This is a genomic window from Nocardia rosealba (genome assembly GCF_020216065.1).
GTDB lineage: Bacteria > Actinomycetota > Actinomycetes > Mycobacteriales > Mycobacteriaceae > Nocardia > Nocardia rosealba.
The window spans coordinates 16476-42530 of sequence record NZ_JAIWNA010000010.1; the positions used below are offsets into that span (position 1 = coordinate 16476).

The following is a 26055-nucleotide window of genomic DNA, read 5'->3' on the forward strand; positions in this document are numbered from 1 at the left end:
TTATTCGGAATGGAGAAATATCGTGGGTATCGACTCGAACCGGTCGGTCACGCTGGAACCGGTCGTCGTCGGCACCGGTCCGGTGTCACCCGCCGACGTGGTGCGGGTGGCACGGGAGGGCGCCGCGGTGCGGCTGGCCGAGGAGGCGCTGGCCGCCATGGGCGAAAGCCGGGAACGCATCGAGGCGCTGGCCGCCGACCCGCGACCGGTGTACGGGGTGTCGACCGGGTTCGGCGCGCTCGCCGTGCGACACATCCCGCAGGAGTCACGTAAGCAATTGCAGCGCAGCCTCATCCGGTCGCATGCCGCCGGATCTGGGGCCGAAGTGGAGCGGGAGGTCGTGCGCGCCCTCATGCTGCTCCGTCTCTCGACGCTGGCCACCGGCCGCACCGGGGTGCGCCCGGTGGTCGCCGAGACCTACGCCGCGCTGCTGTCGGCGGGAATCACACCGGTGGTTCACGAATACGGCAGCCTCGGCTGCTCCGGTGATCTCGCACCGCTGGCCCATGTGGCCCTCGCCGTCATCGGGGAGGGCACGGTCCGCGACGCGAGCGGTACTGCGATGCCCGCCGCCCAGGCGCTCGCCGCCGCCGGGATCGCACCGGTGGAGCTGGCGGAGAAGGAGGGGCTCGCCCTCATCAACGGCACCGACGGCATGCTCGGGATGTTGCTGCTCGCCTGTCACGATCTGCGCGCGCTGCTGCGGCTGGCCGATGTCACCGCCGCCATGAGCGTCGAAGGCCTGCTCGGTACCGACAAGGTGTTCGCCGCCGACCTGCAGGCGCTGCGCCCGCAGCCGGGCCAGGCGGTCGCCGCCGCGAACATGACCCGGCTGCTGGCCGATTCGGCGATCGTCGCCAGTCATGCCACCCCCGACTGCACCGTGGTGCAGGACGCCTACTCGCTGCGCTGTGCACCGCAGGTGGCCGGTGGCGCCCGCGACACCCTCTCCCACGCGGAGCGGGTCGCGGGGTACGAACTGGCCAGCGCCGTCGACAATCCGGTGGTCACCCTGGACGGCCGCGTCGAGTCCAACGGCAATTTCCACGGCGCCCCCGTGGCGTACGTGCTCGACTTCCTCGCCATCGTCGTCGCCGACGTGGCCAGTATCAGCGAGCGTCGCACCGACCGTTTCCTCGACAAGGCGCGCAACCACGGGCTGCCGCCGTTCCTCGCCGACGACCCCGGTGTCGACAGCGGCCACATGATCGCCCAGTACACCCAGGCCGCGCTCGTCTCCGAGCTCAAGCGCCTCGCCGCGCCCGCATCGGTCGACTCGATCCCGTCCTCGGCCATGCAGGAGGACCACGTGTCCATGGGCTGGTCGGCCGCCCGCAAACTGCGCCGTGCCATCGACGGCCTCACCCGCGTGCTGGCCATCGAGGCGCTCACCGCGGCCCGCGCCCTCGACCTGCGTGCGCCGCTCACACCGTCGCCCGCCACCGCAGCGGTGCGCGATGCCCTGCGGACCCGCGTCCCCGGTCCCGGCCCCGACCGTCACCTCGCGCCCGAAATCGAGGCGGCGGTGAATCTGGCCGCGTCCGGCGCGCTGCTGGCGGCCGCGGAATCCGTTGTCGGCCTGCTGGATTGACCCGGCTGCACTGACCGCGCCGCTGTAACCGACTCGGCCCCAGGTGGTTCCCGCCACCTGGGGCCGTTTCGTCGTGGCTCCCCTGACTCCGCGTGGTGAAAGCCGCCGACCGGGGCCGTCGCACTTGCGGGAGGTGTAGGGGCCGCGACTCACCCAGGTGATCCCGCGGGCATCCGTCGCGAAAATACCCGGGACACGATTCGGCGCCGGGTGCTTTCACACCCGGCGCCGAAGGAAGCGATATCAGCTCTCCTGCATCGGGATTCGCACACCGCGTTCCCGGGCGACCTCGGCCGCGTGCTCGTAGCCCGCGTCCACGTGACGGATCACGCCCATGCCGGGATCATTGGTGAGTACCCGCTCCAGCTTCTGCGCGGCCAGGGGCGTGCCGTCGGCGATACACACCTGGCCCGCGTGGATGGACCGGCCCATGCCGACACCGCCGCCGTGGTGGATCGACACCCACGAGGCGCCCGATGCCGTATTGAGCAAGGCGTTGAGCAGGGGCCAGTCGGCTACGGCGTCCGAGCCGTCGGCCATGGATTCGGTCTCGCGGTAGGGCGAGGCGACCGACCCGGAATCGAGGTGGTCGCGTCCGATCGCCAGCGGCGCCGACAGCTCGCCCGAGGCCACCATCTCGTTGAAACGCAGTCCGGCGCGGTGCCGTTCGCCGTACCCGAGCCAGCAGATACGGGCGGGCAGGCCCTCGAACTTCACCTTCTCACCCGCCATGGTGATCCAGCGCTTCAGATGCTCGTTCTCGGGGAACAGTTCGAGAATCGCGCGGTCGGTGGCGGCGATATCGGCCGGGTCACCCGAGAGGGCCGCCCAGCGGAACGGGCCGAGGCCCTCCTCGAACAGCGGCCGGATATAGGCGGGTACGAAACCGGGGAACGCGAAGGCCCGGTCGTAGCCGCCCTTGCGGGCCTCGTCACGGATCGAGTTGCCGTAGTCGAACACCTCGGCACCCTTGTCCATGAACCCGACCATGGCCTCGACATGCTTGGCCATCGATGCCTGCGCCTCGGTGGTGAACCACCCGGGATCCTTCTCGGCCATGGTGTGCCAGTCCTCGAGCGCGACCCCGATCGGCAAGTAGGACAGCGGGTCGTGCGCGGAGGTCTGGTCGGTCACCACATCGATCGGCGCGTCCATGGCGAGCAGCGCCGGGAACACCTCGGCGGCATTGCCGACCAGACCGATCGACAGCGGCCTGCGCTCGTCGCGCGCGGCGACGGCCAGATCCAGTGCCTGCTGGAGCGAGTCGGCCTTGGTGTCGAGGTAGCCGTGCGCGATGCGGCGATCGATGCGGGCCGGGTCGACATCGACACACAGGGCCACGCCGGCGTTCATCGTCACCGCGAGTGGCTGGGCCCCGCCCATTCCGCCGACGCCCGCGGTGAGCGTGATCGTGCCGGCCAGCGACCCGCCGAAACGTTTACGCGCCACGGCACCGAAAGTTTCGTACGTGCCCTGCAGAATGCCCTGGCTACCGATATAGATCCACGAACCGGCGGTCATCTGCCCGTACATCATCAGGCCCGCCTGTTCGAGTTCGCGGAACTTCTCCCAGTTGGCCCAGTCGCCGACCAGATTCGAATTCGCCAGCAACACCCGCGGCGACCATTCATTGGTGCGGAATACGCCGACCGGTTTCCCCGATTGCACGAGCAGTGTTTCGTCGGACTCGAGGGTTTCCAGGGACCGCACGATGGCGTCGTAGGCCGCCCAGCTGCGGGCCGCGCGCCCGGTACCGCCGTAGACGACCAGATCGTCGGGGCGTTCGGCGACCTCGGGGTCGAGATTGTTCATCAGCATCCGCAGGGCGCCCTCCTGCTGCCACCCCTTGGTGTGCAGCTGGGGACCGCGCGGGGCACGGACGGGGCGCGGACCTGCGGCGGGCGCGGTGTCGTCGGTCATGTGTTCACTCCTCGAAAGACGGGTGTGTCCGGGGTCACTGACAACCAGATTAGTGGTATAGTCCTGTCTATACAAGTAGCTGTCGGAATCGGCCGCGACGTATTCTCTTGGCCTGACGGAGGGAAATACCGGTGGTGGCGATCGAAGTGGTCGATGCGGAGCTGGCCGCGCTCTACGGCGAGCTCGGTACCGAGTTCGCGGCATACGAGCGGGTCAAGCAGCTCATCATGGCGCAGATCAAGGGCGGCCGATGGAGCCCGGGGGAGCAGATCCCCTCGGAGAACCAGCTGGTCGCCGCGCTCGGGCTGTCGAGGATGACGATCAACCGCGCCCTGCGCGACCTCACCGCCGACGGCGCCCTCACCCGGGTGATGGGCGTCGGCACGTTCGTCGCCGCGGGCAAGGCCACCTCACCGCTGTTCGAGGTCAGGAACATCGCCGACGAGATCGCGCAGCGCGGGCACCGGCATCGCACCGAGGTCGTCTTCGTGCGCGCCGAGCGGATCGACGAGGGTCATCCGATCCTCGGAAACGACCTGAGCGGCACGGTGTTCCACTCGCTGCTGGTGCACCGCGAGGACGAGGTGCCGATCCAGCTCGAGGATCGTTACGTCAATCCGGCCCAGGCGCCCGACTATCTCACCCAGGACTTCACCACCGTCACCCCCAACACCTATCTGAGCGAGGTCGCCCCGCTGCTGCGTGGCGAACACATCGTCGAAGCCGTGCGGGCGAGCAAGGACGAGTGCGCGCTGCTCGGCATCGCCGGTGACGAACCGTGTCTGCTGATCCGGCGGCGCACCTGGTCCTCCGGCGGCTTGGTGAGTGCGGCCCGGCTGATTCATCCCGGGTCACGCAATCGTCTCGAAGGCACTTTCGGTACCGAGCCGGGCTGAGCGCGACTCGCGCGTCTCGGTGACGGCGTTCATCGGCGTCGCTGAATTAACATGACCCATGAGCAAATATTTCGCAAACCGAGTTATCACCATTTCGTGACAATCGGTCGAATGGCGTTCACCGGGCTGTAGCTTTGTTTATGGATCGCTGAGTTCGACGTTCGCTGAGTTCCATCCATGGAGAGGGCGGAAATGGCTACGATCACGCGACGCTCCGGGGCGACGATGGCGCCCTCGACTCTGGTAACTCTCGGTTTGATCCTCTTGATCCCGGTACTGCTCACCGCGGGCCCGATCGCCGCCTCGGCGATGATCGCGCGCCACGCGGGCGTCGGCTGGTCCGGGGGACTCGTCCTTTCGGCGATCGCGGTGGTGGTCGTCGGATCGATCCTCGCCGCCGTGTGGTCGTTCCGGCTGGCTTGGCAGCGCGGTCACCGTCCCTTCGGTTCGCGCCCCCGGTAACCAACCGCCGCGCCGCGCCACGGGGTCCGCGCCTGTGGCGTGTCATCGCAACGGAAGTCCCCTGAACCGGTGTTTCGCTGCCGCACAGCCCATTTCGGGGCTGTGCGGCTGTGGTTTTCGATTCGCGCGACCGCGTCGCCGATTGTAGAGTCGCGACGTAACACTTCTCGGCCGTCGAAGTCGCCGGCCTCCGGACGTCTTCCGCCGACCTCCCAGCGCAGCTGCGCAAGCCCACAGTGTCGTGGCAACCCTTCGTGAAACCCCTACCCGCGATCGTTGGTCGCGCGCTGACCGCTCACTACACGGCAGGTCGCGCCGCCGATAATCGCTTGTGCCACAGCGTGTTTCACGTCACTCCGGTGCTTGCATCCAGACACTCGCCGTAACTCTGCTCGTCGTTACTTCTGCTCAAAAACGTTGTGTGACAACGCTATTCGTGCACGTCAGAGCGAAACCTGCACTAATGCTTGACAATTGGGACAGACGTCTACAAAACTACCCGTCGGTAGCCAGTGATCGGGACAACACGGCCCCGACGCCCGCCGGTGGCGACGCCCCTCCGACTCCTCCGAGGCGATTCCTCGAAAACCCCTGTCCACCAGGCGCAATGAGCCCTGCCGCCATCGTGACCACACCAAAGGAGTTCAGCGCTATGGACAACTCCGCGCTAGCCTCAGCCCATCGCCCCGAGGTTCCCCAGGCGGTGCACGTGGAGCACCCCGGTGACCAGGTGAGGGTCCTGCCGCGACCGGCAGGCCCGGTCGAGCAACTCCCGCTCGTCGCCACGCGCCTGCCCGAAATCCTCCTCACCGGTGAGGATTTCGACGACATCTACCGCCATGTGCTCGCAGCGCCCGGCAAGCGGGTGCGGGCGAGGCTCGTCCTGGCCTGCGCCACTCTGCTCCCGGATGCGCCGGGTGACGCGGTGTCGCCGGCCGACGCGGTCGACCTGGCCTGCGCCATGGAGATGCTGCACGAATCCTCGCTGATCCACGACGACATCTGCGACGGCTCCCTGCTGCGCCGCGACGCGCCGTCGGTCCCCGCCGCCTTCGGTGTCCGCCAAGCCGCCCGCGCCGGTTTCCACATGGCGGGCGCCGCGATGAAGGTCGTGGCCCGTGTGCTCGCCGACAACCCGGCGATGGCCGAGCGCATCACCGACGCCCCCGGCATCACCTTCGCCGACCGGCTCTCGGAGCTGTCGTTCGGCCAGCTCATCGAAACCATGCCACCCGCCATCGACGTGCCCGCGCTGCGCAGGCACTACGAACTGGTCGCCATCGCCAAGACCGGCACCCTGTTCCGGCTGTCGTGCGCCTACGGCGGCACCGCGGGTGGCGTCGACCTGGACCGGCTGCACGCGCTGATGGTGTACGCCGACCAGCTCGCCCTGGCCTTCCAGATCATGGACGACGTCCGCGATATCGAGGGTGGCCCCGGCCTCGGCAAGGACGCCGGCGGTGATCTCGAACGTCGCGTGCCGACCTGGCCGGTCATCGAGTGGCTCGACCTGCGCGAGGGCGCCCGCGACCTGTGGCTCGACCCGGCCACACCGAGCGAGACCCTGCGCACCGACCTGGTCGACAGCGGCGCGACCAAGGCCGCCCGCGTGGTCGCGGTGACCGCCACCGAAACCGCCACCGACGCGCTCGACGTGTTCGGCCCCTCTCCGGCGCGGGACGACCTGCGCGAACTTCTGCGGCAGGTGATCTCCCGATGAACGATGTCCGACTCCTCCAGCTGGTCCGCGGCCTGCGTGTCCTGCGCCGCGCCCCCGACCTGGCCGCCATGCGTGCCGCGCGTACGCCCGAGGAACTGGCCCGCCTGGCCCTCGTTCCGGCCGGGCGCAACCTCGGTATCGCGGTGAGTTTCCTGCCGGCCCACCAGCGTGCCGAAGCCGCCGCGGCCCTGCTCGCGTGTCGGGTGCTCGACGCCTACGAAGACCTCGCCGACCGCGACCACGCGGGTTCGGCCGTGCTGGCCGCGGCCGAATACCTGAACGGCACAAGCGATTCCGCACCGCCCGCGCTGCCGCCGACCACCGGCGTCGTGCGCGACAGCGAGGCGCTGGACCTGTTGCTCGCCGAGCGCATCGGCGACATCCGCGCGCTGGTCGCCGGATTGTCGCCGCAGGCGCGCGAACGGGTGGCCAGCGTGCTCACCGACATGGCCGCGGTGATGGCCCGCAACCTCGACAAGCCGCTGCCGCGCGTCACTTACAGCGAGGGCGTGCTCGGCCGCGTCACCCACTACGCGTGCACCCTGGTCGCCGACGGCGTACTGCTCGAGGACGACCTGCGCGAGCTCACCGGCTGTATCGCGGTGATCGCCCAGTCGGCCAACGACCTGCGCGACGGCGAACTCGAGCTCTACGGCGCCGCCGACCGCGAGGAACTCACCCGCATGGTGATGCTGCGTCAGCTCGCCCCGACCCTCGGCGGCTTCGCGCTGCTAGCCCGGCTCGGCCCCGGCACGCCGGGATTCGGTGCCCGTGCGGCCATGGCCTATATGACCATCACCACTTCGGCGTTCCTGTGCGGGGCGGTCGGCGCGCCCAAGCCGTACCGGCGTCCGCTCTCGGCGTCCGTGCTGGCCGCGGGTTCGTCGAAGTACTGGACCCGGATGCTCGAGCGGGTGCGCGCGGGTGCCGACGGTGCCATCCACACCATGCTCGACGCCGCCCCGGACTTCGCGGCCGAGCGCCACGTCCCCAAGACCGACGTGCTGCGCGCCGGTGGTGAGAACTCGGCCGCGACCTCGCTGGTCCCGCTGATCGTCGACACCACCTTCGCCCTCGTGCGGGCCCTGCCCGAGGAACCGATGACCGGTGAACCGGCCGGCTCGACGGTGCGCACCATGATGATCGCCGACCACCTGGCCTTCGGGGCCATGGAGCGGGTGCCGGGCAACCGGCCCGACGCCCTGCGCGACCTCGCCGAGCGCCTGCAACAGGCAGCGCTCGCCACCGACGCAATTCGTTCATGAGCATCGTCACTACTAGCGAAGGAGCTCGCCCGTGAGCACCCCAACGCCCGTCGCGCCTACCGAGAAACCGCCGTTCAGCCGGCGGGTCCTCAAACTCGAGCACGCCTCCAATGTCGGTCCGCTCGTGCACATCGCACTGTGGATGGGGATGACCGCGGCCGCCCTGTTCGTCCCCGCCGCTGGCAACTGGTACATCGCGATCCCGCTCATCATCGTGCTGTCGCTGCTCAATCTCTCGCTCACCATCGGCGTGATGCACATGCACACCCATCGGCCGCTGTTCGTCTCGAAGCTGCCCAACCGGGTGGTCGACATCCTGTGCTGCCTGCCGGGCAACCTGACCGCCGCCGAGATGCGCGAGGTGCACGTCCTCAACCATCACCGGTTCAACGACGGCCCGGGTGACGTCACCGCAACCACCGGAATGGAAAAGGGTCTCGGCGCCATCTGGTACTGGATCCGCTACGGAACCATCGTCAAGATCCACACCGTGCGCACGGTGTTCGCCGCCAACCCGGCGCCGCGCCGGCGCCGCACCCGCCACCAGTTCATCTTCGATCTGGCGGTGTACTTCCTGGTCATGGGCGCGGTCTGGTACGCGGCGGGCACCGAACGGTTCGTGCTGTTCTACTGGGTGCCGTTCCTCATCACCCAGGTCAACGCCGGCTACTTCGCCTGGCTGAGCCACGCGCCGGCGCGCCAGTTCGAGGACGAACCGAGCACCTCGCTCAACAACGCGGGCAACATCCTCAACTTCCTCATCTTCAACCAGGGCTACCACAGCGTGCACCACCGATACCCCGGTATCCACTGGAGCCAGATCCCCGACAAGCTCGACTACATGCGTGATGTCAACCCCGGTGTCATCGTGCCGTACTGGATGGTCGCGCAGTCGGGCTGGCGCCTTGTCGTGCCCGGTGGCTTCCTCAACGAGCGCTACGGCAACAAGTGGAAGGCGCGTCTCGAGCAGCGCCTGGAATCGGGCACCGTCCGCAACCGCTACCTGCCGTGGTTCGCATGGATCTGATGACACCCCAGCAGGCGCGGGGCGTGCTGAGCACGCCCGGTCGGCTCGTCCCGTTCCTGTTCTCCTTCGCCGTGTACGCCTTCGCGGGCGTCACGGTGCCGCTGATGCTGTTGTTCGCCGGTGGCTGGTTCCTGCCCAAGACCGTCGACAAGGGACCGCACCTGTCCGCGGTGCCCGCCGTCGCGATCGACCTGGTGCTGCTGGCCCTGTTCGCCCTGCAGCACTCGGGCATGGCCCGGCCCGCCTTCAAGGCCTTCATCACCCGCTGGGTGCCCGAAGCGCTCGAGCGGACGGTCTACATCATCGGCGTCTGCCTGGTGATGTGGGTCATCATGCTGGCCTGGCAGCCCATACCACACGTACTCTGGTCTGCTGAAGGTGCGGTGGGTATCGCGCTCGATATCGGGTTCTGGATCGGGTTCGTGCTGGTCTACGCGGCGACTCTGCTGCTGAACCATTTCCATCTGCTCGGTATCAGCCAGGCCTACCGGCAATACGTGATCCAGGTGCCGGATGCCACCGTCGACCGGTTGCAGGTCAACGGTGTGTACCGGCTGGTGCGGCATCCGCTGATGACCGGGCTGCTCGTGTCGTTCTGGTTCGCCAGGGAGTTCACGGTCGGCCACCTGGTGTGGGCGCTGGGTCTGACCGGGTACATCCTGCTCGGTACCTACCTGGAGGAGCGTGACCTGATCGCCCGCTTCGGTGCGTCCTATCGCGCCTATGCCGCACAGGTGCCCGCGTTCTTCCCGTCCGTGCGCAGTATTCTCGGCCGATCGACTCGGTAAGCGCGAGGCCGACCGCCCGGCGTCGTTCCGGTAGGAAGGATGTCGGGCGGTGAACCTGCCCGAGTTGGGAGAGGAATCGATGTGACCACGAAAACGGGCATGGTCGTAGGGATCGGGCGCGCCCACGCCAAAGCGATCCTGCTGGGCGAACACACGGTCGTGCACGGCACGCCCGCGATCGCGTTCCCCCTGCCCGCCCTGCCGGTGCGCGCCCTGGCGCGCCCGGCCGAACCCGGCACCGGGTCGCAGGTTCCGGCCGACGGGCACTTCCGTTTCGTCGTCGGCGGAACCGACACCGCCCTGTCGGGTCCACGGGTCGCGGCCGAGGAAGCGTTGCGGCGGTGGGGAATCACCGATACTACCGTCGAAGTCGTTGTGGAGTGCGGGATTCCGCTGGCTCGTGGGCTCGGTTCCAGCGCCGCGTGCGCGGGTGCCGCGGTGCGCGCGGTCGCGGATCTGCACGGGCTCGTCGTCGAACCCGGCGAACTGTACGACCTCGTGCAATGTGGCGAACAGGTCGCGCACGGGCGGGCCAGTGGCATCGATGCCAGTGCCGTCCTGGCGAACGGTCCGATCCGGTTCCATCAGGGCCGGGCCGAGCCGATGCCGATCGGGCTCGATGCCGCGCTCGTCATCGCCGACACCGGCGTGCCCGGCTCCACCCAGCACGCGGTCACCGGCGTGCGGCGCAGGCTCGCCGAGGATCCGGTGCGGGCCGGGTCGCTGCTCGAGCGCGCCTCGGGTCTGATCGAGGCCGCGGGCGACGAGCTGTCGGCCGGTGCGGCGGAAGCTCTCGGCAAGACCATGCTCGATTTCCAGGAACTGCTCGCCGAGCTGGGCGTGAGCACCCCGCACATCGACACTCTCGTCACCGCCGCGCTCAGTGCGGGTGCCCACGGCGCCAAGCTCACCGGCGCCGGTCTCGGCGGCTGTGTGCTCGCTCTCACCGAGCCCGCCTCGGCGCCCGGGGTGAGTGCCGCGCTGCGCCGCGCGGGTGCCGTGCGAACCTGGACGGTGCCGACTCGCGCCATGCAGGCCGGCGCCACGCCCCTGTCCGCCACGACTTCGGAACCCGGTACCCACCAATGACTTCGACCTCCGCCACCGGCGAGGCCACCGCGCTCGCCTACCCGAACATCGCCCTCGTGAAGTACTGGGGCAAGCGCGACGAAACGATGTTCCTGCCCGTCACGAGCAGCCTGTCGATGACGCTCGACATCTTCGCGACCACCACCACCGTGCGCGTCACCGACGGCCCGGCCGACGAGATCGAGTTCAACGGCACCGCCGCCACCGGGTCCGCGCACACCCGTATCGAACGTTTCCTCGACCTCGTGCGGGCCGAGGCGGGCCGTACCGAGCGCGCCACCGTGGTCACGGTCAACGACGGCCCGACCGGGGCGGGGCTGGCCTCCTCGGCGAGTGGTTTCGCCGCGCTGGCCACGGCCGCGGCCACCGCCTACGGTCTGGACCTGGACGGGCGCGCGCTGTCGCGGCTGGCCCGGCGCGGGTCCGGGTCGGCGTCACGCTCGATCTTCGGCGGTTTCGTGGTGTGGCACGCGGGCGAAGGCGACGGCGAGGCGGGCGATCTGAGTTCCTATGCCGAGCCGATCGGCGGCGACGAACTCGACCCCGCCCTGGTCGTCGCGGTCGTGAACCAGACCGCCAAAACGGTGTCGAGCCGCGACGCCATGCGGGCGACCACCCAGACCTCCCCGTTCTACCGGCCGTGGGCCGAGTCGTCGATGCTCGACTTCGAGCAGATGCGCCGCGCCGTCGCCCGCGGTGACCTCGCCGCCATCGGTGAGATCGCCGAACGCAACGCGCTCGGCATGCACGCCACCATGCTCACGGCCCGCCCCGGCATCCGGTACCTCTCGCCGCACTCGCTCGCGGTGCTCGACGCCGTGCAGGCCCTGCGCGCCGACGGTGTGCTCGCCTACGCGACCATCGACGCGGGCCCCAATGTGAAGGTGCTGTGCACCCGCGCCGACGCCGCCCGGGTGGCCGCGACCGTGGAGAGCCTCGGCGATTTCGTCAGCACCCGCACCGCGCACATCGGTCCCGGCGCCACGCTGCTCCGGGACACCGCGCAGGTCGGGGTCTCATGATCGCCTGTCGCGCCCCGGGCAAACTGTTCGTCGCGGGGGAGTACGCCGTCGTCGAACCGGGTCACCGGGCCGTGCTGGTCGCCGTCGACCGCTACGCCACCGCCACCGTGAGCCCCGCCGACGGCGACACCGTCCTCGGGTCCGACCTCGACGGTGGCACTACGCTCGTCTGCCGCCGGGCAGACGATGCCGCGGTCGTCGACCCGACCGCCGACCCCGGTGCGAGCCTCCCGCCGGACCCGGTCGCCGCGAAGCCCGTTGCCACGGATCTCGCGCTTGCCACCGGGGTGGTGCCTGCAGAGGGCCCGGGTCGGCTGGTCGCCGCGACCGGTTCGGTTCCGGCCACGTTCTCCTACCTTTTCGCCGCGGCATCGGTCGTCGACAGGCTGATCGTCGAACGGGGAATCACCCCGCGCCCTTACCGTTTGGCCGTCACCGCCGATCTGGGCGACGCCGACGGCCGCAAGTTCGGGCTCGGTTCCAGTGCCGCCGTGACCGTCGCGGCGGTGGCCGCGCTCGGGGAGTTCTACGACCTCGGCCTGAGCCTGATGGACCGCTACCGGCTCGCCATGCTCGCCACCGTCGAGGTCAACCCCCGCGCCTCCGGCGGTGACGTCGCCGCGAGCACCTGGGGCGGTTGGATCGCCTACAGCTCACCGGATCGCGCGCGGATCGCCCGGTCCGCCGAGACCGAGGGCGTCGACGCGGCCCTTCGCCTGCCGTGGCCGGGTCTTTCGGTGCGCCCCTTGCCGACTCCGACCACCCTCGACCTGCACGTCGGCTGGACCGGCACCCCCGCCTCCACCCCCGCGCTGGTCGCCGGGCTCGGCGCACCCCTGGACCGCGCCGAGTTCCTGGTACACAGCAATGCCTGCGTCGAACGCCTCGCCGCCGCCGTCGACACCGACGACCCCACCGCCATCCGCACCGAAATCGACTGTGCGCGCGAGCTTCTCCTCGGTCTCGACGCGGCAGAGGGGCTCGGCATCATGACCGAACGCCTGGCCGAACTGTGCCGCGCGGCCGCCGAGTCCGGAGCCGCGGCGAAACCGTCGGGCGCGGGCGGCGGCGACTGCGGCATCGCGCTGCTCGAGACCGGCCGCGCCGCCGAGGCCGCCGCACTGACCGATCGCTGGGAAGCCGCCGGAATCCGCAAGCTGCCCTTGCGGATCCACCCGTCCGAAGGAGTTCGCGCATGATCGCCGACCGCAAGGACGACCACGTTCGCCACGCGGTGAACCATCGCCGCAACCACAGCGGCGGCAACGATTTCGACTCCGTCGCCTTCGTGCACCACGCCCTGGCGGGCATCGACTCGACCGATGTGCGGCTCGGCGTCGATTTCGCCGGAAAGCACTGGAACTCACCGCTGTACGTGAACGCGATGACCGGTGGCAGTACCAACACCGGCGAGATCAACCGGCAGCTGGCGGTCGCGGCCCGCGAGACCGGAGTTCCCATCGCGTCGGGATCGATGAGCGCCTACTTCCGCGACCCCGCCGTCGCCGGCACCTTCCGGGTGCTGCGCGAGGAGAACCCCCACGGATTCGTCCTGGCCAATGTGAACGCCAATGCCACCCTCGACCAGGTGCACAGCGCGATCGACCTGCTCGAGGCCGACGCACTGCAGATCCACGTGAACTCGGTGCAGGAAGTCGTGATGCCCGAAGGCGACCGCGCCTTCGCCGGGTGGCCGCGCCGCATCGAGGAGATCGTCGCGGGCGTGCCGGTGCCGGTGATCGTCAAGGAGGTCGGGTTCGGCCTCAGCAGGCAGACCGTCACCTGGCTGCGCGAGGCCGGGGTGGCCGTGGCCGACGTGGGCGGACGCGGCGGAACCAATTTCGCGCGCATCGAGAACGACCGTCGCGCGGGCGCCGACTTCGCCTTCATCGAACAGTGGGGTCAGTCGACGGCCGCGTGCCTGCTCGACTGCACCGGTATCACCGGCATCGACATCTCCGCCTCCGGCGGCATCCGCTCACCCCTGGACATGGCCCGCGCCCTGGCACTCGGCGCCAAGGCGACCGGCGTGGCGGGAGCGTTTCTGGAAACGCTCGTCGATCACGGCACCGAGGCCCTCGTCGCCAAGATCACCACCTGGCTCGATCAGCTGCGCAACATCATGACCGTCCTCGGCGCGACCACTCCGGCCGAGCTCACCGGTCGCGATGTGCTCGTCACCGGCGACTTGGCCGGCTTCTGCGCGCTGCGCGGCATCGATGTGGCCTGTCTCGCCCACCGGAGTCCCTGGTGGCGCGAATCGAACCTCCGAGAAGGAGTCATCCATGAATGACATGTCGTACGCGGCTGTCCCGATGCAGTGGGTCGGTCCGCTGCGGATCACCGGCAATGTCGTCGACGACTCCGTCGATGTGCCGCTGGCCACCTACGAGACCCCGCTGTGGCCCTCGGTCGGGCGCGGTGCGCGGATCAGCACCCTCACCGAGAAGGGCATCGTCGCCACCCTGATCGACGAGCGGATGACCCGGTCGATCCTGTTGGAAGCCGACGACGCCTACACCGCCTACACCACCGTGCAGCAGCTCGCGGCCCGCATGCCGGAGCTGCAGGAGGTTGTCTCGGGCAGCAGCCGCTTCGCCCGGCTCATCGACCTGAACCATCAGATCGCGGGCAACCTGCTGTTCCTGCGTTTCGAGTTCACCACCGGCGACGCCTCCGGCCACAACATGGCCACGCTGGCCAGCGACCACCTGATGGACCACATCCTGTCGACCATGCCCGGTGTGCGCTACGGCTCCATCTCGGGCAACTACTGCACCGACAAGAAGGCCACCGCCGTCAACGGCATCCTCGGTCGCGGCAAGAACGTCGTCACCGAGCTGCTGATCCCGCGCGAGGTCGTCGAGGCGCGGTTGCACACCACCGCCGCCAAGGTCGTCGAGCTCAATATCCGCAAGAACCTGATCGGCACCCTGCTCGCGGGCGGGATCCGTTCCGCCAACGCGCATTACGCGAACATGCTGCTGGCCTACTACCTGGCCACCGGTCAGGACGCCGCCAATATCGTCGAGGGCTCCCAGGGCGTCACCCACGCCGAGGACCGCGACGGTGATCTGTATTTCTCGTGCACCCTGCCCAACCTGATCGTCGGTACGGTCGGTAACGGCAAGCACGCCAGTTTCGTCGAGGACAACCTGGTGCGCCTCGGCTGCCGGGCCGAACGCGAGCCCGGCGAGAACGCGCGCCGCCTCGCCGTGATCGGTGCGGCCACCGTGCTGTGCGGTGAGCTGTCGCTGATGGCCGCGCAGACCAATCGCGGTGAATTGATGCGTGCCCATACCCAATTCGAGCGGTCAACCACGAGCAACGGGACACAACGATGACCACAACGCCGGTCGGTATCCACGACCTTTCGTTCGCCACCACCCACTACGCCCTCGATCACGCCGTCCTCGCCGAGCGACTCGGGGTGGATCGCGACAAGTTCTACCTCGGCATCGGCCAGGAACGCATGAGCGTGGCCGCCGCCGACGAGGACATCGTCACCATCGCCGCCGCGGCCGCCCAGCCGATCCTGGAACGGCACGGCACCGACAACATCCGCACCGTGCTGCTGGCCACCGAGACCGGTGTCGACCAGTCCAAAGCCGCTGCCCTGTACCTGCATTCGCTGATCGGGCTGCCCAACGCGGCGCGAGTGGTCGAGCTCAAGCAGGCCTGCTACGGCGGCACCGCCGGGCTGGCGTTCGCCGCGGGCCTGATCGCGCGTGACCCGTCGCAGCGGGTGCTGGTGATCGCCGCCGACATCGCCAAGTACGAACTCGACACCCCGGGCGAGCCGACCCAGGGTGCGGCGGCCGTCGCGATGCTGGTCACCGCGAACCCGGCCATCCTCGCGCTCGACCCGATCTCGGGGCTCTACAGCGCCGACATCATGGACTTCTGGCGCCCGAACTACCGTTCCGAGGCCATCGTCGACGGTAAGACCTCGGTGAACGCCTACCAGAAGGCCGCCCAGGAGGCGTGGAGCGACTACCGCCGCCAGGGCGGGCGCGAGCTCGGCGAGTTCGCCGCGTTCTGCTACCACCAGCCCTTCACCAAGATGGCCTACAAGGCGCACCGGCACCTGCTCGAGAGCCAGGGCCAGACCGCCGAGGCCGCCGATCTCGAGGCGGTCATCGGCGCTACCACCACCTACAACCGCACCGTCGGCAACAGCTACACCGCCTCGCTGTACCTCGGCCTGGCCTCGCTGCTCGACCACGCGGACGACCTCACCGGCAAGGCCCTTGCCATGATCAGCTACGGCTCCGGCAGTGTGGCCGAGTTCTTCAGCGGCACAGTGCAACCCGGCTACCGCGCGCACCTGCGCACCGAGGCCAACCAGGCCGCGATCAGTTCGCGCGAGATGCTCGACTACGACCACTACCGTGCCCTGCACGAAGCGGTGCTGCCCACCGACGGCGCCTACCACGCCATGGCCGAGGAAACCCGGCGCCCGTTCCGGCTGGCCGCGATGTCGGGTCACAAACGCATCTACGAAGCTCGGTGACCGTGGCCGATCCGGACATACGGCACGCCAGGATCATCATTGTCGGAAGCGGGCTGTCGGGCGTGGGCGCGGCGGTCCGGTTGAGTCAGCAGGGGCACACCGACTTCCTCGTGCTCGAACGTGGGCCCGATGTCGGCGGCACCTGGCGGGTGAACACCTACCCGGGTGCCGGGTGTGATGTGCCCTCGCAGTTGTATTCGTATTCGTTCGCGCTGAATCCGAATTGGACGAGGTCGTTCTCTCCGCAGGCCGAGATCGAACGCTACATCCGGGACGTGTCGCAGCGTTTCGGGGTGCGGGACAAGCACATCTTCGATTGCGAGATGACGGCGGCGCGCTGGAACGACACCGATGGCCGATGGGAGATCCACACCAGCCGTGGGCAATTCACCGCCGATGTGATCGTGTCGGCGGCCGGTGTGCTCGCGGAGCCGAATCTTCCCGATATCAAGGGGATGTCGAGTTTCGAGGGGGAGATCTTCCATTCGGCGCGGTGGGATCACGAGTCCACCCTCGCGGGCAAGCGGGTGGCGGTGATCGGCACGGGATCGTCTGCGGTGCAGATCATTCCGTCGATCGCCCCGGAGGTGGCGAGCCTGGATGTGTATCAGCGCACGGCCACCTGGGTGATGCCGCATCTGGGTCGTCGCTATACGGCGGTCGAGCGATTCGCGTTCCGGCGGATTCCCGGCTTCCAGCGGCTGGTCCGGGCGATGATCTACCTGCTGCGCGAGATCTTCGTCGTCTTCCAGGCCAAGTATCCGCGTGCGGCGGTGCTGCTGGAGTTGGTCGGCCGGGTCAAGATGTTCCTCGAGATCCGGGATCCGCAGGTGCGCCGAAAGGTGGTGCCAACGCATCGTCTCGGCTGTAAACGGATGTTGGTGTCCAACCGTTTCTATCCGGCGCTCGACCGCGACAATGTGGACCTGGTGACGGATTCGATCGCGGAGGTGCGGGCGAATTCGATCGTCACCGAGGACGGCACCGAACGCGAAGTCGACGCGATTGTGCTGTGCACGGGTTTCCAGGTATCGGATTCCCCGACGTACAACCTGTACGTTGGCCGCGACGGGCGCACCCTGTCGGAAATCGGTGAGGCGGAAGGGTATCGCAACTACAAGGGCACAACGGTCGCGAACTTTCCCAACCTGTTCTTCATGCTCGGTGCCAATTCCGGGCTGAATTACACCTCGCTGATCTACATCATGGAATCCCAGTTCCGGTACCTGATCTCGGCACTGGAAACCATGGAGCAGCGAGGCCTGCGCACCGTCGAAGTGCGGAAGGACGCCGAAGAAGAATACAACCGGGGTATTCAGCGAAAGATGGCGAAAACGGTGTGGGCCACCGGTGGCTGTCGCAGCTGGTTCCTCGACAGCACGGGGAACAACGCGGTGCTGTGGCCGGATTTCAGTTTCCGTTACCGCAGGCAGATGCGCGTTTTCGACCTCGAGGCGTATCAGACGACCACGAACTGAACCCGTCGATTCCGGAGCTGTCGTCGGCTCCGGAATCGACGGTTTACTCACGGATCGTTGTTCAGATGATCGACCCGAGGATCTTCAAAATACTGTCGATCAGATCGCCAACTGCTGCAGACATCAGTTTCTCCTTCGAGATAGGGATCGTCTCGCAAAATTGCACGGCGATGACACCGACAGCGTCGGTGTCATCAGGGTTGTGCAGCTCATCGAATCAGCGAGATGATCGCTGGATATCCGGATGCACACCTGGCTCGGTGTGGGAGTGCGGTATCACCGTAGCAACGGAGTTTGACTCCGACAAGCAACGGGTAGACGTGTCAACACGGATTTTCCTGGCCCCTGCCGCATTTGCTGACAGTTGTCAGGACGAGCTCAGCGACGACATTCCCGGCGGGCGCGTCGAGGCGCGCAGTGGATTCGCGGTCGGGAACGTGATCGACGGCAGCGTCACCCACATACGCACCCGGGTGCCCTTTTCGTCGTGGGTGAATTCGAGGTCCTCGGTGAGCACCCGCATCATCTCCACACCACGGCCTCGATAGCCGGGGTCGGTGGGGGTGGGCACCCAGCGGCCGGTGTCGGTGACCTCGATGACCACCCGGTCGCCCTCGCAGGTGGCAGTGAGGACGACACGGCCGGGGTCGGTGTCGCGGTAGGCGTGTTCGACGCTGTTGCTACACGCCTCGTTGGCGGCGGCGACGAGATCGGCGGCCAGGTCGTGCGGCACGGCGGCGGTGGCGAACCAGCGGTAGAGCGTGCGCCGCAGGCCGGTCAATTCGACTGCGGCGGCGGGAATGTCGACGTGCAGCGGTTCCGGTGGCTGACGGTAGACGACCATCGCCACGTCGTCGTCGTAGCCCGCGGGCGGGCACAGCCGCGACAGCACCGCGTCGGCCACATCGCGGGGGAGCGCGCCGCCGGTTTCGCTGAGGACGTCCGCGATCTTCACGAAGCCCTCCTCGATGTCGTAGCCGCGCTGTTCCACCAGTCCGTCGGTGAACAGCACCAGCGAGGAGCCCGCGGGCAGCGCGGTGGTCGCCTCGGGGCGGCGCGGTGTGTCGAAGGTGGCCAGCGGGACCGCCCGACCGCCCTCGAGGATCCGGCCGGGCCCACCGGGTGCGGCCAGGATCGGCGGCATGTGGCCGGCGTTGGAGTAGCGAACCACGCCGCGCTCGGGGTCGAGCACGGCGGCGCACACCGTGGTGCACATGGCGCCGGGAATCCGTGCGGCGACCGCGTCGAGCTCGGCGAGCAGCTGGGCGGGTCCGGCACCGCGCAGCAGCAGAGCCCGTGCGGCAGTGCGCAATTGGCCCATCACCACCGCCGCGGACAGTCCTCGGCCGACGCAGTCGCCGACGACCACACCGATGGTGCCGTCGCGCAGCGGGACCACGTCGTACCAGTCGCCACCGATTTCGAGCGGCGGCAGGGCGGGTTCGTAGTGCACGGAGAATCGTGGCGGCAGTTCGATCGGGCCGAGCATGGCACGCTGCAGGGTGAGCGAGGTGGCGCGCGCCTGATCGAAGTTGCGGGCACGCTGCAACGCGACACTGAGATGGCCGACCAGCAGCGAATACAGCGCCCAGTCGGCGGCACTCACCGCGCGTGGGGCACCGAAGCGCACCCACAGCGCCGCGTCACCGGTCTCGCCGAGCGGTGCGACGACGGCGTCCACACCACCCTCGTCGCCGGTGATGGCCGACAGGCCGCGCGCGGACTGCCTGCGCGCCCGGTCGAGCAGTTCGTTGGTCTGCTCGTCGAGCACCACCGGAGCCTCACCGCGCGAACTCGGCTGCTGCACCGGCGTGGCGACGAATCTGCTGTTGGCGGAGACGAATTCGGGTTCCGGCGGAGCCTGCTCCGCAGTGGGTGACTCGCCGCAGGAGTAGAGGTCTGGGCGGCCGGTGCGGCTCGGCCATACCGCCACGAGTGCCGTGCGCGCGCCCATGGTCCGCCGCAGTTCGTCGAGCCCGACGGCGAGGACCTCCACCATGCTGGTGGCCGCGCCGACCGCGGTCGCCAGCCGCGAGGCCGCCTGATCGCGGGCCTGCGCGTCGTGCTCGGCGGTGACGTCGCGCACGGTGCCGACGAAGATCCGCTCGTTGTTCTCCTGCTTCACCAGCGAACTCGCGCTCACCGCCAGCCAGCGTTCACGACCGTCGCGGTGACACACCGGCATCACGAAACGTGAAGCCTCCGTACCGATCTGGGGATAGCCCTTGCGATCGGTGAGGGCCCACGGATGCGGCAGCGCGAACGGCACCTCCTCGGGCCCGTACCCGGTGAGCACCCCGAACGCCGAGTTCACCTCGACGATGGTCCCGTGCTCGTCGGCGACGAAGAACCCGTCCTGCAGCGACTCGACCAGCGCGGTGCGGAACGCGTCACGACCCGCCAGATCCTCGGCGCGTGAACGCTGTTGCTCGTAGCGCTTGGTGCCGTCGAGGTAGCCGCGGGTGGCGATGTCGAGCGCGGCCATCGTCTGCAGCAGGAATTCCAGCGCCACCTCCGCCCCGCGCGAATACGCCTCGCTGCCCGCGAGTTCGGCGACGGTGCGGAAGTGGTGCTCGGTGAGATCGAGCAAACTGATGCCCTCGACGAGGGCGCGCCTGCCGAGGTCGTAGCCTTCGCTCAGGCCTGTCTGGCCCGGCGCGGCGACATGGCGGCGCAGGGCAGCCGAATAGTCGTCGAGGAACGCGGCCAGGACAGCACTCATCGGCACCCTCTCATGATCCTGCTCCCCGGAAGCGGGCCGCCAGGACCAGCGCGTCGTCGGTGTCCTTGGCGTCGCGGGCGAGCAGGTCGCCCGCGATGGCGGCCGCGGGCCTGGCCAGATCGATCTTGTCGGCGTCGGCGGTGACGAGACCGTCGGTGGCCATCAACAGCAGGTCACCCTGTTTGATCGGCAGGGTCTGCGGCTGTAGATGCGCGGGCAGCCGGTAGCCGACGATGCCACCGGTGAGCAGCATGGTCGCCCGCAGCTCCGGGCCCGCCGGACCGAGCGTGAGCAGCCGCGACTCCACATTGCCCACGCCGATCCATTGCAGGGTGTCGCCCGGCCCGATAAGAGCCAACGACATTGCGGCGCCGCGGGTTTCGGCCATCGCCCGATGGCACAGCACCATCAGCACATCCAGTGGTTCGCCGCGGTTCTCCGACAGTACGAGGGTGGCGCGGTCGGCCGCGTCCGCGGCCGCGGCGCCGTGGCCGAGACCGTCTAGCACGCCGAAGAGCACGCCGCCGTCGCCGGTGTCGAGGACGACGCCACGGTCACCGGAGACATCCTGGCCGGGTAGTGCCCGGCCGGCCGTCGACCATTCCGTGCGGCCGGTGATCCCGTCTTCATGCACCGTCGGGTACCCACTTCCACATTTCGATCAACGTCCCACGGCCGGGGGCGGAATCGATGGTGATGCCGTCCATCAGCCTGCGTGCGCCCGGCAGGCCCAGACCGAGGCCGCGACCGGTGGAGTATCCGTCCTCGAGCGCGCGCGGGATGTCCCGGATGCCAGGACCTTGGTCCTCGGCTTGGACCACGAGGCTCTGGCGGCCGTCGCGGATGTCGACGAGCAGGCGGATCTCGCCACTGCCCGCGTAACTGGTGATGTTGCGGGCGATCTCGGAGATGGCGGTGGAGATCATGGTGCGGTCGGTGAGGGTGAAGCCGAGGTGAGCCGCCAGCTCGTGCCCGGCCTGGCGTGCGGTCACGATGTCCTCGGACACCTTGACTGCGATCGCGACCTGCTCAGCGGCCACTGTCACGACCATCTCGTCGGCTGCGCGGGTGACGGTTCAGCCAGGCGAGACCTTCTTCGAGGTCGAGGGCCGTCTGCATGTCCTCGAAGGTGAGCCCGAGCTGCACCATCGCGAACGCGACCTCGGGCTGTAGACCGACGATCACCGTTTCCGCGCCGCGCAGCTGGGTCATGTGGGCGATGGTGCGCAGCGAACGGGCGGCGAAGGAGTCCATCACGTCGATGGCCGTGACGTCGACGATGATGCCGGTCGCGCGATAGCGGCTGACCTGCGTCATGAGATCGTCCTGCAGCCGCTCGGTGTCGGCGTCGGTCAGCGCCGACTGGACCGAGGCGATCAGGAATGTGCCCTGTTTCAGGATGGGTACCGGCATGGCGGACTGCTAGCGCCCGTCCCGCTCGCTCAGCCGCTCGGTGACCCGGGTGACCTCGTACCCGAGCAGCCGCTCGGCCTCTTCGATACCACCCTGCAGGTCGCCGACCGCGTTCATCTTGGACAGGTCGAGGCCGATGGTCACCAGGGTGAGCGCGATCTCGGAGGACAGACCGGTGATGATGACGCTGGCACCCATCAGGCCCGAGGCGTCGACGGTCTGCACGAGGTGGTTGGCGACCACCGAGTCGATGGCGGGCACACCGGTGATGTCGATGACGACCACCTTGGCGCGATTGGCCCGGATGGCGCGCAGCAGCTGCTCGGTGAGCTGACGGGCGCGCTGGGAGTCGAGCACACCGATGATGGGCAGGATGAGCAGCTGCTCGCGCACCTGCAGCACCGGGGTGGACAGCTCGCGGATGGCTTCCTGCTGGCGGCTGATGACGCGCTCGCGCTCCTGCACGAACGACACACCGACGGTGTTGGCGATGCGGTTGGCGGCGGGCTCGTAGGCGTCGAGCACCTGGTTGAGCATCTCGAAGTTGGACTGGTACTTCGAGAACAGCGAGCGGGCGAGCACGTCGCGCAGCAGCAGCACGATTCCGAGGACCTCGTCGGTCTCGACGCCTCGGGGAATGATGCGCTCGGACAGGTCGCGGGCGTAGGCCTGCAGGGCCTCGACGCTACCGGTGACCAGCACCTCGACGTAGTTGTCGTACATGGAGGTGGCCTCGGAGAAGATCTCCTCCGGGGTCATCGCGGTGAGCAGTTCGGCCTCGGTGATACGCCGCGCCCATTCCTCACGCAGGCCGGTGCGGTTCTGCCGGAGGTGCTCGACCAACTGGGGGAGCAGGTTGTTGTCCACCGGGCGCGCCGGTGGCGCATCCGCGGAAAGACTCGTTGACACCTCGGACATGGAAGCTCCTGCCCCTTTCGACGTTTTCACCTGGCGCGCACTGCACACGTTGACCGAAGCCTACTCATACCCCATTCACGGTGCTGTCCAAACCTGCCGGTAACCAGCTATTCGGGGGTGAAGCCACGTGACAGCGCCGCCAGGGCCCGATCCAGGTACACGGTGAGATCGGCGTCACCGCGTTCGAGCCAGGCGTCGAAGGCCGCACGGGCGGCGGCCAGGGTGGTACGGCCCACCGCCAGGGGGATCAGGTCGTCGGCGCTGGTGCCGAGCCTGCGCGCGGCGAATTCGCCGACCGCGCGTTCCCAGGCGTCGTAGTGCGCGCCCGCGCCCGCCGACAGGGCGGGGATCCCCGAGATCAGTCGCATCCTGGTGCGCAGTTCGGGGATGTCCTCGGCGCGATACCTGTTGGCCGCCACCACGATGCGCCGCACGGCCGTCATCATCGGCTCGTCGTCGGCGACGGCGGCGAAGGCCGCGCGCAGGTCGGCCACCTCGTCGTCGAACTGGTGCCACAGCACCTCGCCCTTGCTCGGGAAGTAGCGGAAGAAGGTGCGTTCGCTGACGCCCGCCTCGGCCGCGATCTGCCCGACGGTCACCTCCTCGAAGCCGTGCTCGGTGAACAGGCGCATCGCGATGAGTTCCAGGGCGCGGCGCGTGGTGCGCGGTGGGCGGCCGCGCTGGGTCGGGGCTGACATGGATACAGCGTAGGGAGTGGCCCGTCCGGTGGCGCCAGGTCTTGATTATGTCAGTGACTGACGTTAATGTTCGGTCATGTTCGTGGCCCAGCTCACATCGCCGGAGGTCGACGCCTGTCGCGCGTCGATCCTGCTGGTGCCGCTGGGTGCTATCGAGCAGCACGGACCGCACCTGCCGCTGTCGACCGATCTCGACATCGCCTCGGCGCTGTGCGCGCGGGCCGCCGCCGCGCGCGACGACGTGCTCGTCGCACCCGCCGTGCCCTACGGCGCCAGCGGTGAACACGCCGAATTCGCGGGCACGCTGTCGATCGGGCAGGCCGCGCTGGAACTGCTCGTGGTCGAGCTGTGTCGTTCGGCCACCGCGACTTTCGAGCGGATCGCGCTGGTCAACGCCCACGGCGGCAATGTCGAGGCGCTGCGCCGGGCCGTCACCCTGCTGCGCTCGGAATCACGCGATGTGCGCCTGTTCTGCCCGGGCTACGGCGGCGACGCGCACGCGGGCCACACCGAAACCTCCCTCCAGCTCGCCCTCGCGCCCGACCGGGTGCGCACCGAGCTGGCCGAACCGGGGGACACCCGCCCGCTCGCCGAGGTGCTGCCGCTGCTGCGCACGGGCGGGGTGGCCGCGGTGAGCCACAACGGAATTCTCGGCGACCCGACCGGGGCGAATGCCGCCGCGGGCGCCGAACTGCTGAGTGCGGCGACCGCCGCGCTCCTGCACGACCTCGGCCGTTGGTGGCCGGGGGACAACGAGGAAGGACCACGTCGATGAACCCCTGGTTCGAGACCGTCGCCGAGGCGCAGCGTCGCGCCCGTAAGCGACTGCCGAAGTCGGTGTACGGCGCGCTGATCGCCGGTTCCGAACGGGGCCAGACCATCGAGGACAACCAGACCGCGTTCACCGAGCTCGGTTTCGCACCGCACTGCGCGGGCCCCATCGGGGACCGTGACCAATCGACAACTGTGCTGGGGCAACAGGTTTCGATGCCGGTGCTGATCTCGCCGACCGGCGTGCAGGCAGTGCACCCCGACGGTGAGGTCGCCGTGGCACGGGCCGCGGCCGCCCGCGGCATCGCCATGGGCCTGAGCTCCTTCGCGAGCAAGCCGGTCGAAGAGGTGATCGCGGCCAACCCCGCCACCTTCTTCCAGCTGTACTGGTGCGGCAGCAAGGACCAGATCCTGGAACGGATGGAACGGGCGAAGACCGCCGGTGCGGTCGGGCTGATCCTCACCCTCGACTGGTCCTTCTCGCACGGTCGCGACTGGGGCAGCCCGCAGATCCCCGAATCGCTGAACCTGCGCACCATGATGAAATTCGCACCGCAGACCCTCGCCCGCCCGCGCTGGCTGGCCACCTACCTGCGCTCCGGTTCCATCCCCGACCTCACCGCACCCAACATGTCCGTCGGCGGCGGCGCCGCGCCCGGCTTCTTCGGCGCCTACGGCGAGTGGATGCAGACGCCCGCCCCCGACTGGGACGACGTGGCCTGGATCTGCGCCCAGTGGGACGGTCCGGTGTTGCTGAAGGGCGTGATGCGGGTCGACGACGCGCTGCGCGCGGTCGACGCGGGCGTCGCGGGCATCTCGGTGTCGAATCACGGCGGCAACAACCTCGACGGCACCCCCGCCGCCATCCGTGCGCTGCCGGTACTGGCCGACGCCGTGGGCGACCAGATCGAGGTCCTGCTCGACGGCGGTATCCGGCGCGGCAGCGATGTCGTCAAGGCTGTCGCGCTCGGTGCCCGCGCGGTCCTCATCGGCCGCGCCTACCTGTGGGGTCTGGCGGCCAACGGCCAGGCGGGCGTCGAGAATGTCCTCGACATTCTGCGCGGCGGCATCGACTCCGCCCTGCTCGGGCTGCGCAAGACCTCGGTCACCGATCTGACCCGCGACGACATCGTGGTCCCGGAAGGTTTCGAACGCGCCCTCGGCATCCCCGACACCGCCCACATCGCCGAAAAGGTATTGCGGTAAGCGGTATTTCACCTTGGCCGCACGGGTTGTCCGGGCGGGGACCGGTCGCTATGGTCGAGCGTTGACCTGTGGTCGTCGGAGGGGGAAGTCGTGGATGTTCGGGTAATGCGCTCGCGCAGTGTGACTTTCACCCTGCCCGCCCTGGTCGCGGTGGCGCTGGTGTCGGCCGGCTGCAGTGCCCCGAGCACCGCTCAGCGCCCGACGACCACCACCCGCGCGTCGGTGACCACCACCCCGCGCACCACCACCACCAGCACCGCCGCCCGCCCGGCCTCGGTGGGTGTCTGCGTGGAGACGGCGACGAACAAGCGGGTGGCCGACGACCGCTGCGACACGTCCGACGCGAGCTATAAACGGTTCTGGTACAAGCACACCGACACGCTGGTGTACCCGGCGGTCGGTGCCGCGATCGTGCTGGCGGCGGGCAGTTTCCTCCGGCCGAGTACCGGCGACGTCTACGACCGTGGCGCACCGGTCGCGGGCGGAACGGTCCTGCGCGGTGGGCTGGGCCAGCGGCCCGACTCGAGTGGTGGCGGCGGCAGTTCGGGGTCCTGAC

The 26055-nt window shown here is 68.8% G+C and carries 24 protein-coding genes; 17 read left to right on the forward strand and 7 right to left on the reverse strand.

All coding sequences use genetic code 11. The features are described from left to right. The first annotated feature begins 22 nt into the window (after positions 1 to 22). Positions 23 to 1591: a histidine ammonia-lyase gene (gene hutH, locus LDL21_RS27300; RefSeq protein WP_225282337.1), complete on the forward strand. Its 1569-nt coding sequence runs from the start codon at positions 23 to 25 to the stop codon at positions 1589 to 1591. Positions 1592 to 1834: 243 nt separating this feature from the next. Here hutH and hutU read toward each other — a convergent pair whose 3' ends face one another. Then, complete coding sequence (gene hutU, locus LDL21_RS27305; protein ID WP_225282338.1) at positions 1835 to 3511, reverse strand: urocanate hydratase; 1677 nt, start codon at positions 3509 to 3511, stop codon at positions 1835 to 1837. A gap of 125 nt (positions 3512 to 3636) precedes the next feature. Between hutU and hutC the strand changes: the two genes are divergently transcribed. The 13 genes from hutC (at position 3637) to LDL21_RS27370 (ending at position 17771) form a co-directional block, all read left to right on the forward strand. Beyond that, the gene (gene hutC, locus LDL21_RS27310; protein WP_225282451.1) at positions 3637 to 4407 is read left to right on the forward strand and encodes a histidine utilization transcriptional repressor HutC; all 771 of its coding nucleotides are present in this window, start codon (positions 3637 to 3639) and stop codon (positions 4405 to 4407) included. A gap of 192 nt (positions 4408 to 4599) precedes the next feature. After that, positions 4600 to 4869 carry a hypothetical protein gene (locus LDL21_RS27315; protein WP_181699118.1) on the forward strand — a complete coding sequence of 90 codons (270 nt, stop codon included), beginning with the start codon at positions 4600 to 4602 and terminating at the stop codon, positions 4867 to 4869. 652 nt (positions 4870 to 5521) lie between these two features. Further along, entirely contained in the window at positions 5522 to 6589 is a 1068-nt protein-coding gene (locus tag LDL21_RS27320) for a polyprenyl synthetase family protein (protein ID WP_225282339.1), read from the forward strand. Continuing rightward, positions 6586 to 7854 carry a hypothetical protein gene (locus tag LDL21_RS27325; protein WP_225282340.1) on the forward strand — a complete coding sequence of 423 codons (1269 nt, stop codon included), beginning with the start codon at positions 6586 to 6588 and terminating at the stop codon, positions 7852 to 7854. Before LDL21_RS27320 ends, LDL21_RS27325 begins: the two co-directional genes overlap by 4 nt. A 31-nt stretch (positions 7855 to 7885) precedes the next feature. After that, positions 7886 to 8881: a fatty acid desaturase gene (locus LDL21_RS27330; protein ID WP_181699113.1), complete on the forward strand. Its 996-nt coding sequence runs from the start codon at positions 7886 to 7888 to the stop codon at positions 8879 to 8881. Further along, positions 8872 to 9669: a methyltransferase family protein gene (locus LDL21_RS27335; protein ID WP_225282341.1), complete on the forward strand. Its 798-nt coding sequence runs from the start codon at positions 8872 to 8874 to the stop codon at positions 9667 to 9669. Before LDL21_RS27330 ends, LDL21_RS27335 begins: the two co-directional genes overlap by 10 nt. An 81-nt stretch (positions 9670 to 9750) precedes the next feature. Next, positions 9751 to 10758, forward strand: coding sequence for a mevalonate kinase (gene mvk, locus LDL21_RS27340; protein WP_225282342.1), 1008 nt, complete (start codon positions 9751 to 9753; stop codon positions 10756 to 10758). Then, on the forward strand, positions 10755 to 11780 hold the full coding sequence (mvaD, locus tag LDL21_RS27345; RefSeq protein WP_225282343.1) for a diphosphomevalonate decarboxylase: 1026 nt from the start codon (positions 10755 to 10757) through the stop codon (positions 11778 to 11780). Before mvk ends, mvaD begins: the two co-directional genes overlap by 4 nt. Beyond that, the gene (locus LDL21_RS27350) at positions 11777 to 12979 is read left to right on the forward strand and encodes a phosphomevalonate kinase (RefSeq protein ID WP_225282344.1); all 1203 of its coding nucleotides are present in this window, start codon (positions 11777 to 11779) and stop codon (positions 12977 to 12979) included. The genes mvaD and LDL21_RS27350 overlap by 4 nt, the downstream gene beginning before the upstream one ends. Continuing rightward, entirely contained in the window at positions 12976 to 14073 is a 1098-nt protein-coding gene (fni, locus tag LDL21_RS27355) for a type 2 isopentenyl-diphosphate Delta-isomerase (RefSeq protein WP_181699105.1), read from the forward strand. The genes LDL21_RS27350 and fni overlap by 4 nt, the downstream gene beginning before the upstream one ends. Next, positions 14066 to 15124: a hydroxymethylglutaryl-coenzyme A reductase family protein gene (locus tag LDL21_RS27360; RefSeq protein ID WP_220139540.1), complete on the forward strand. Its 1059-nt coding sequence runs from the start codon at positions 14066 to 14068 to the stop codon at positions 15122 to 15124. The genes fni and LDL21_RS27360 overlap by 8 nt, the downstream gene beginning before the upstream one ends. Beyond that, complete coding sequence (locus LDL21_RS27365; RefSeq protein ID WP_225282345.1) at positions 15121 to 16293, forward strand: hydroxymethylglutaryl-CoA synthase; 1173 nt, start codon at positions 15121 to 15123, stop codon at positions 16291 to 16293. The genes LDL21_RS27360 and LDL21_RS27365 overlap by 4 nt, the downstream gene beginning before the upstream one ends. Beyond that, positions 16290 to 17771, forward strand: coding sequence for a flavin-containing monooxygenase (locus tag LDL21_RS27370; protein ID WP_372462231.1), 1482 nt, complete (start codon positions 16290 to 16292; stop codon positions 17769 to 17771). The genes LDL21_RS27365 and LDL21_RS27370 overlap by 4 nt, the downstream gene beginning before the upstream one ends. 367 nt (positions 17772 to 18138) lie before the next feature. On the opposite strand, the gene LDL21_RS27375 is transcribed toward LDL21_RS27370, so the two are convergent. The 6 genes from LDL21_RS27375 to mftR all read right to left on the reverse strand — a co-directional run bounded on the left by LDL21_RS27375 (position 18139) and on the right by mftR (position 23522). Continuing rightward, complete coding sequence (locus tag LDL21_RS27375) at positions 18139 to 20493, reverse strand: SpoIIE family protein phosphatase (protein ID WP_225282347.1); 2355 nt, start codon at positions 20491 to 20493, stop codon at positions 18139 to 18141. Positions 20494 to 20503: 10 nt separating this feature from the next. Then, positions 20504 to 21127 (reverse strand): SpoIIE family protein phosphatase, encoded by a 624-nt coding sequence (locus tag LDL21_RS27380; protein ID WP_181699097.1) that lies wholly within the window; start codon positions 21125 to 21127, stop codon positions 20504 to 20506. Then, a complete protein-coding gene (locus LDL21_RS27385) occupies positions 21120 to 21545 on the reverse strand; it encodes an ATP-binding protein (RefSeq protein ID WP_067492040.1) in 426 nt (141 codons plus the stop codon). Before LDL21_RS27385 ends, LDL21_RS27380 begins: the two co-directional genes overlap by 8 nt. Further along, the gene (locus tag LDL21_RS27390) at positions 21523 to 21906 is read right to left on the reverse strand and encodes an STAS domain-containing protein (RefSeq protein WP_067492042.1); all 384 of its coding nucleotides are present in this window, start codon (positions 21904 to 21906) and stop codon (positions 21523 to 21525) included. The genes LDL21_RS27385 and LDL21_RS27390 overlap by 23 nt, the downstream gene beginning before the upstream one ends. A gap of 9 nt (positions 21907 to 21915) precedes the next feature. Continuing rightward, entirely contained in the window at positions 21916 to 22824 is a 909-nt protein-coding gene (locus LDL21_RS27395; RefSeq protein ID WP_067492043.1) for an STAS domain-containing protein, read from the reverse strand. A gap of 107 nt (positions 22825 to 22931) precedes the next feature. Beyond that, positions 22932 to 23522, reverse strand: coding sequence for a mycofactocin system transcriptional regulator MftR (gene mftR, locus LDL21_RS27400; protein ID WP_181699095.1), 591 nt, complete (start codon positions 23520 to 23522; stop codon positions 22932 to 22934). Between the two features lie 76 nt (positions 23523 to 23598). Here mftR and mftE point away from each other — a divergent pair, with 76 nt between their 5' ends. The 3 genes from mftE (at position 23599) to LDL21_RS27415 (ending at position 26054) form a co-directional block, all read left to right on the forward strand. Beyond that, positions 23599 to 24297: a mycofactocin biosynthesis peptidyl-dipeptidase MftE gene (gene mftE, locus LDL21_RS27405; protein ID WP_225282348.1), complete on the forward strand. Its 699-nt coding sequence runs from the start codon at positions 23599 to 23601 to the stop codon at positions 24295 to 24297. Continuing rightward, on the forward strand, positions 24294 to 25499 hold the full coding sequence (mftD, locus tag LDL21_RS27410; RefSeq protein WP_225282349.1) for a pre-mycofactocin synthase MftD: 1206 nt from the start codon (positions 24294 to 24296) through the stop codon (positions 25497 to 25499). Before mftE ends, mftD begins: the two co-directional genes overlap by 4 nt. Positions 25500 to 25604: 105 nt before the next feature. After that, a complete protein-coding gene (locus LDL21_RS27415) occupies positions 25605 to 26054 on the forward strand; it encodes a hypothetical protein (RefSeq protein WP_225282350.1) in 450 nt (149 codons plus the stop codon). Position 26055 lies beyond the last annotated feature (1 nt).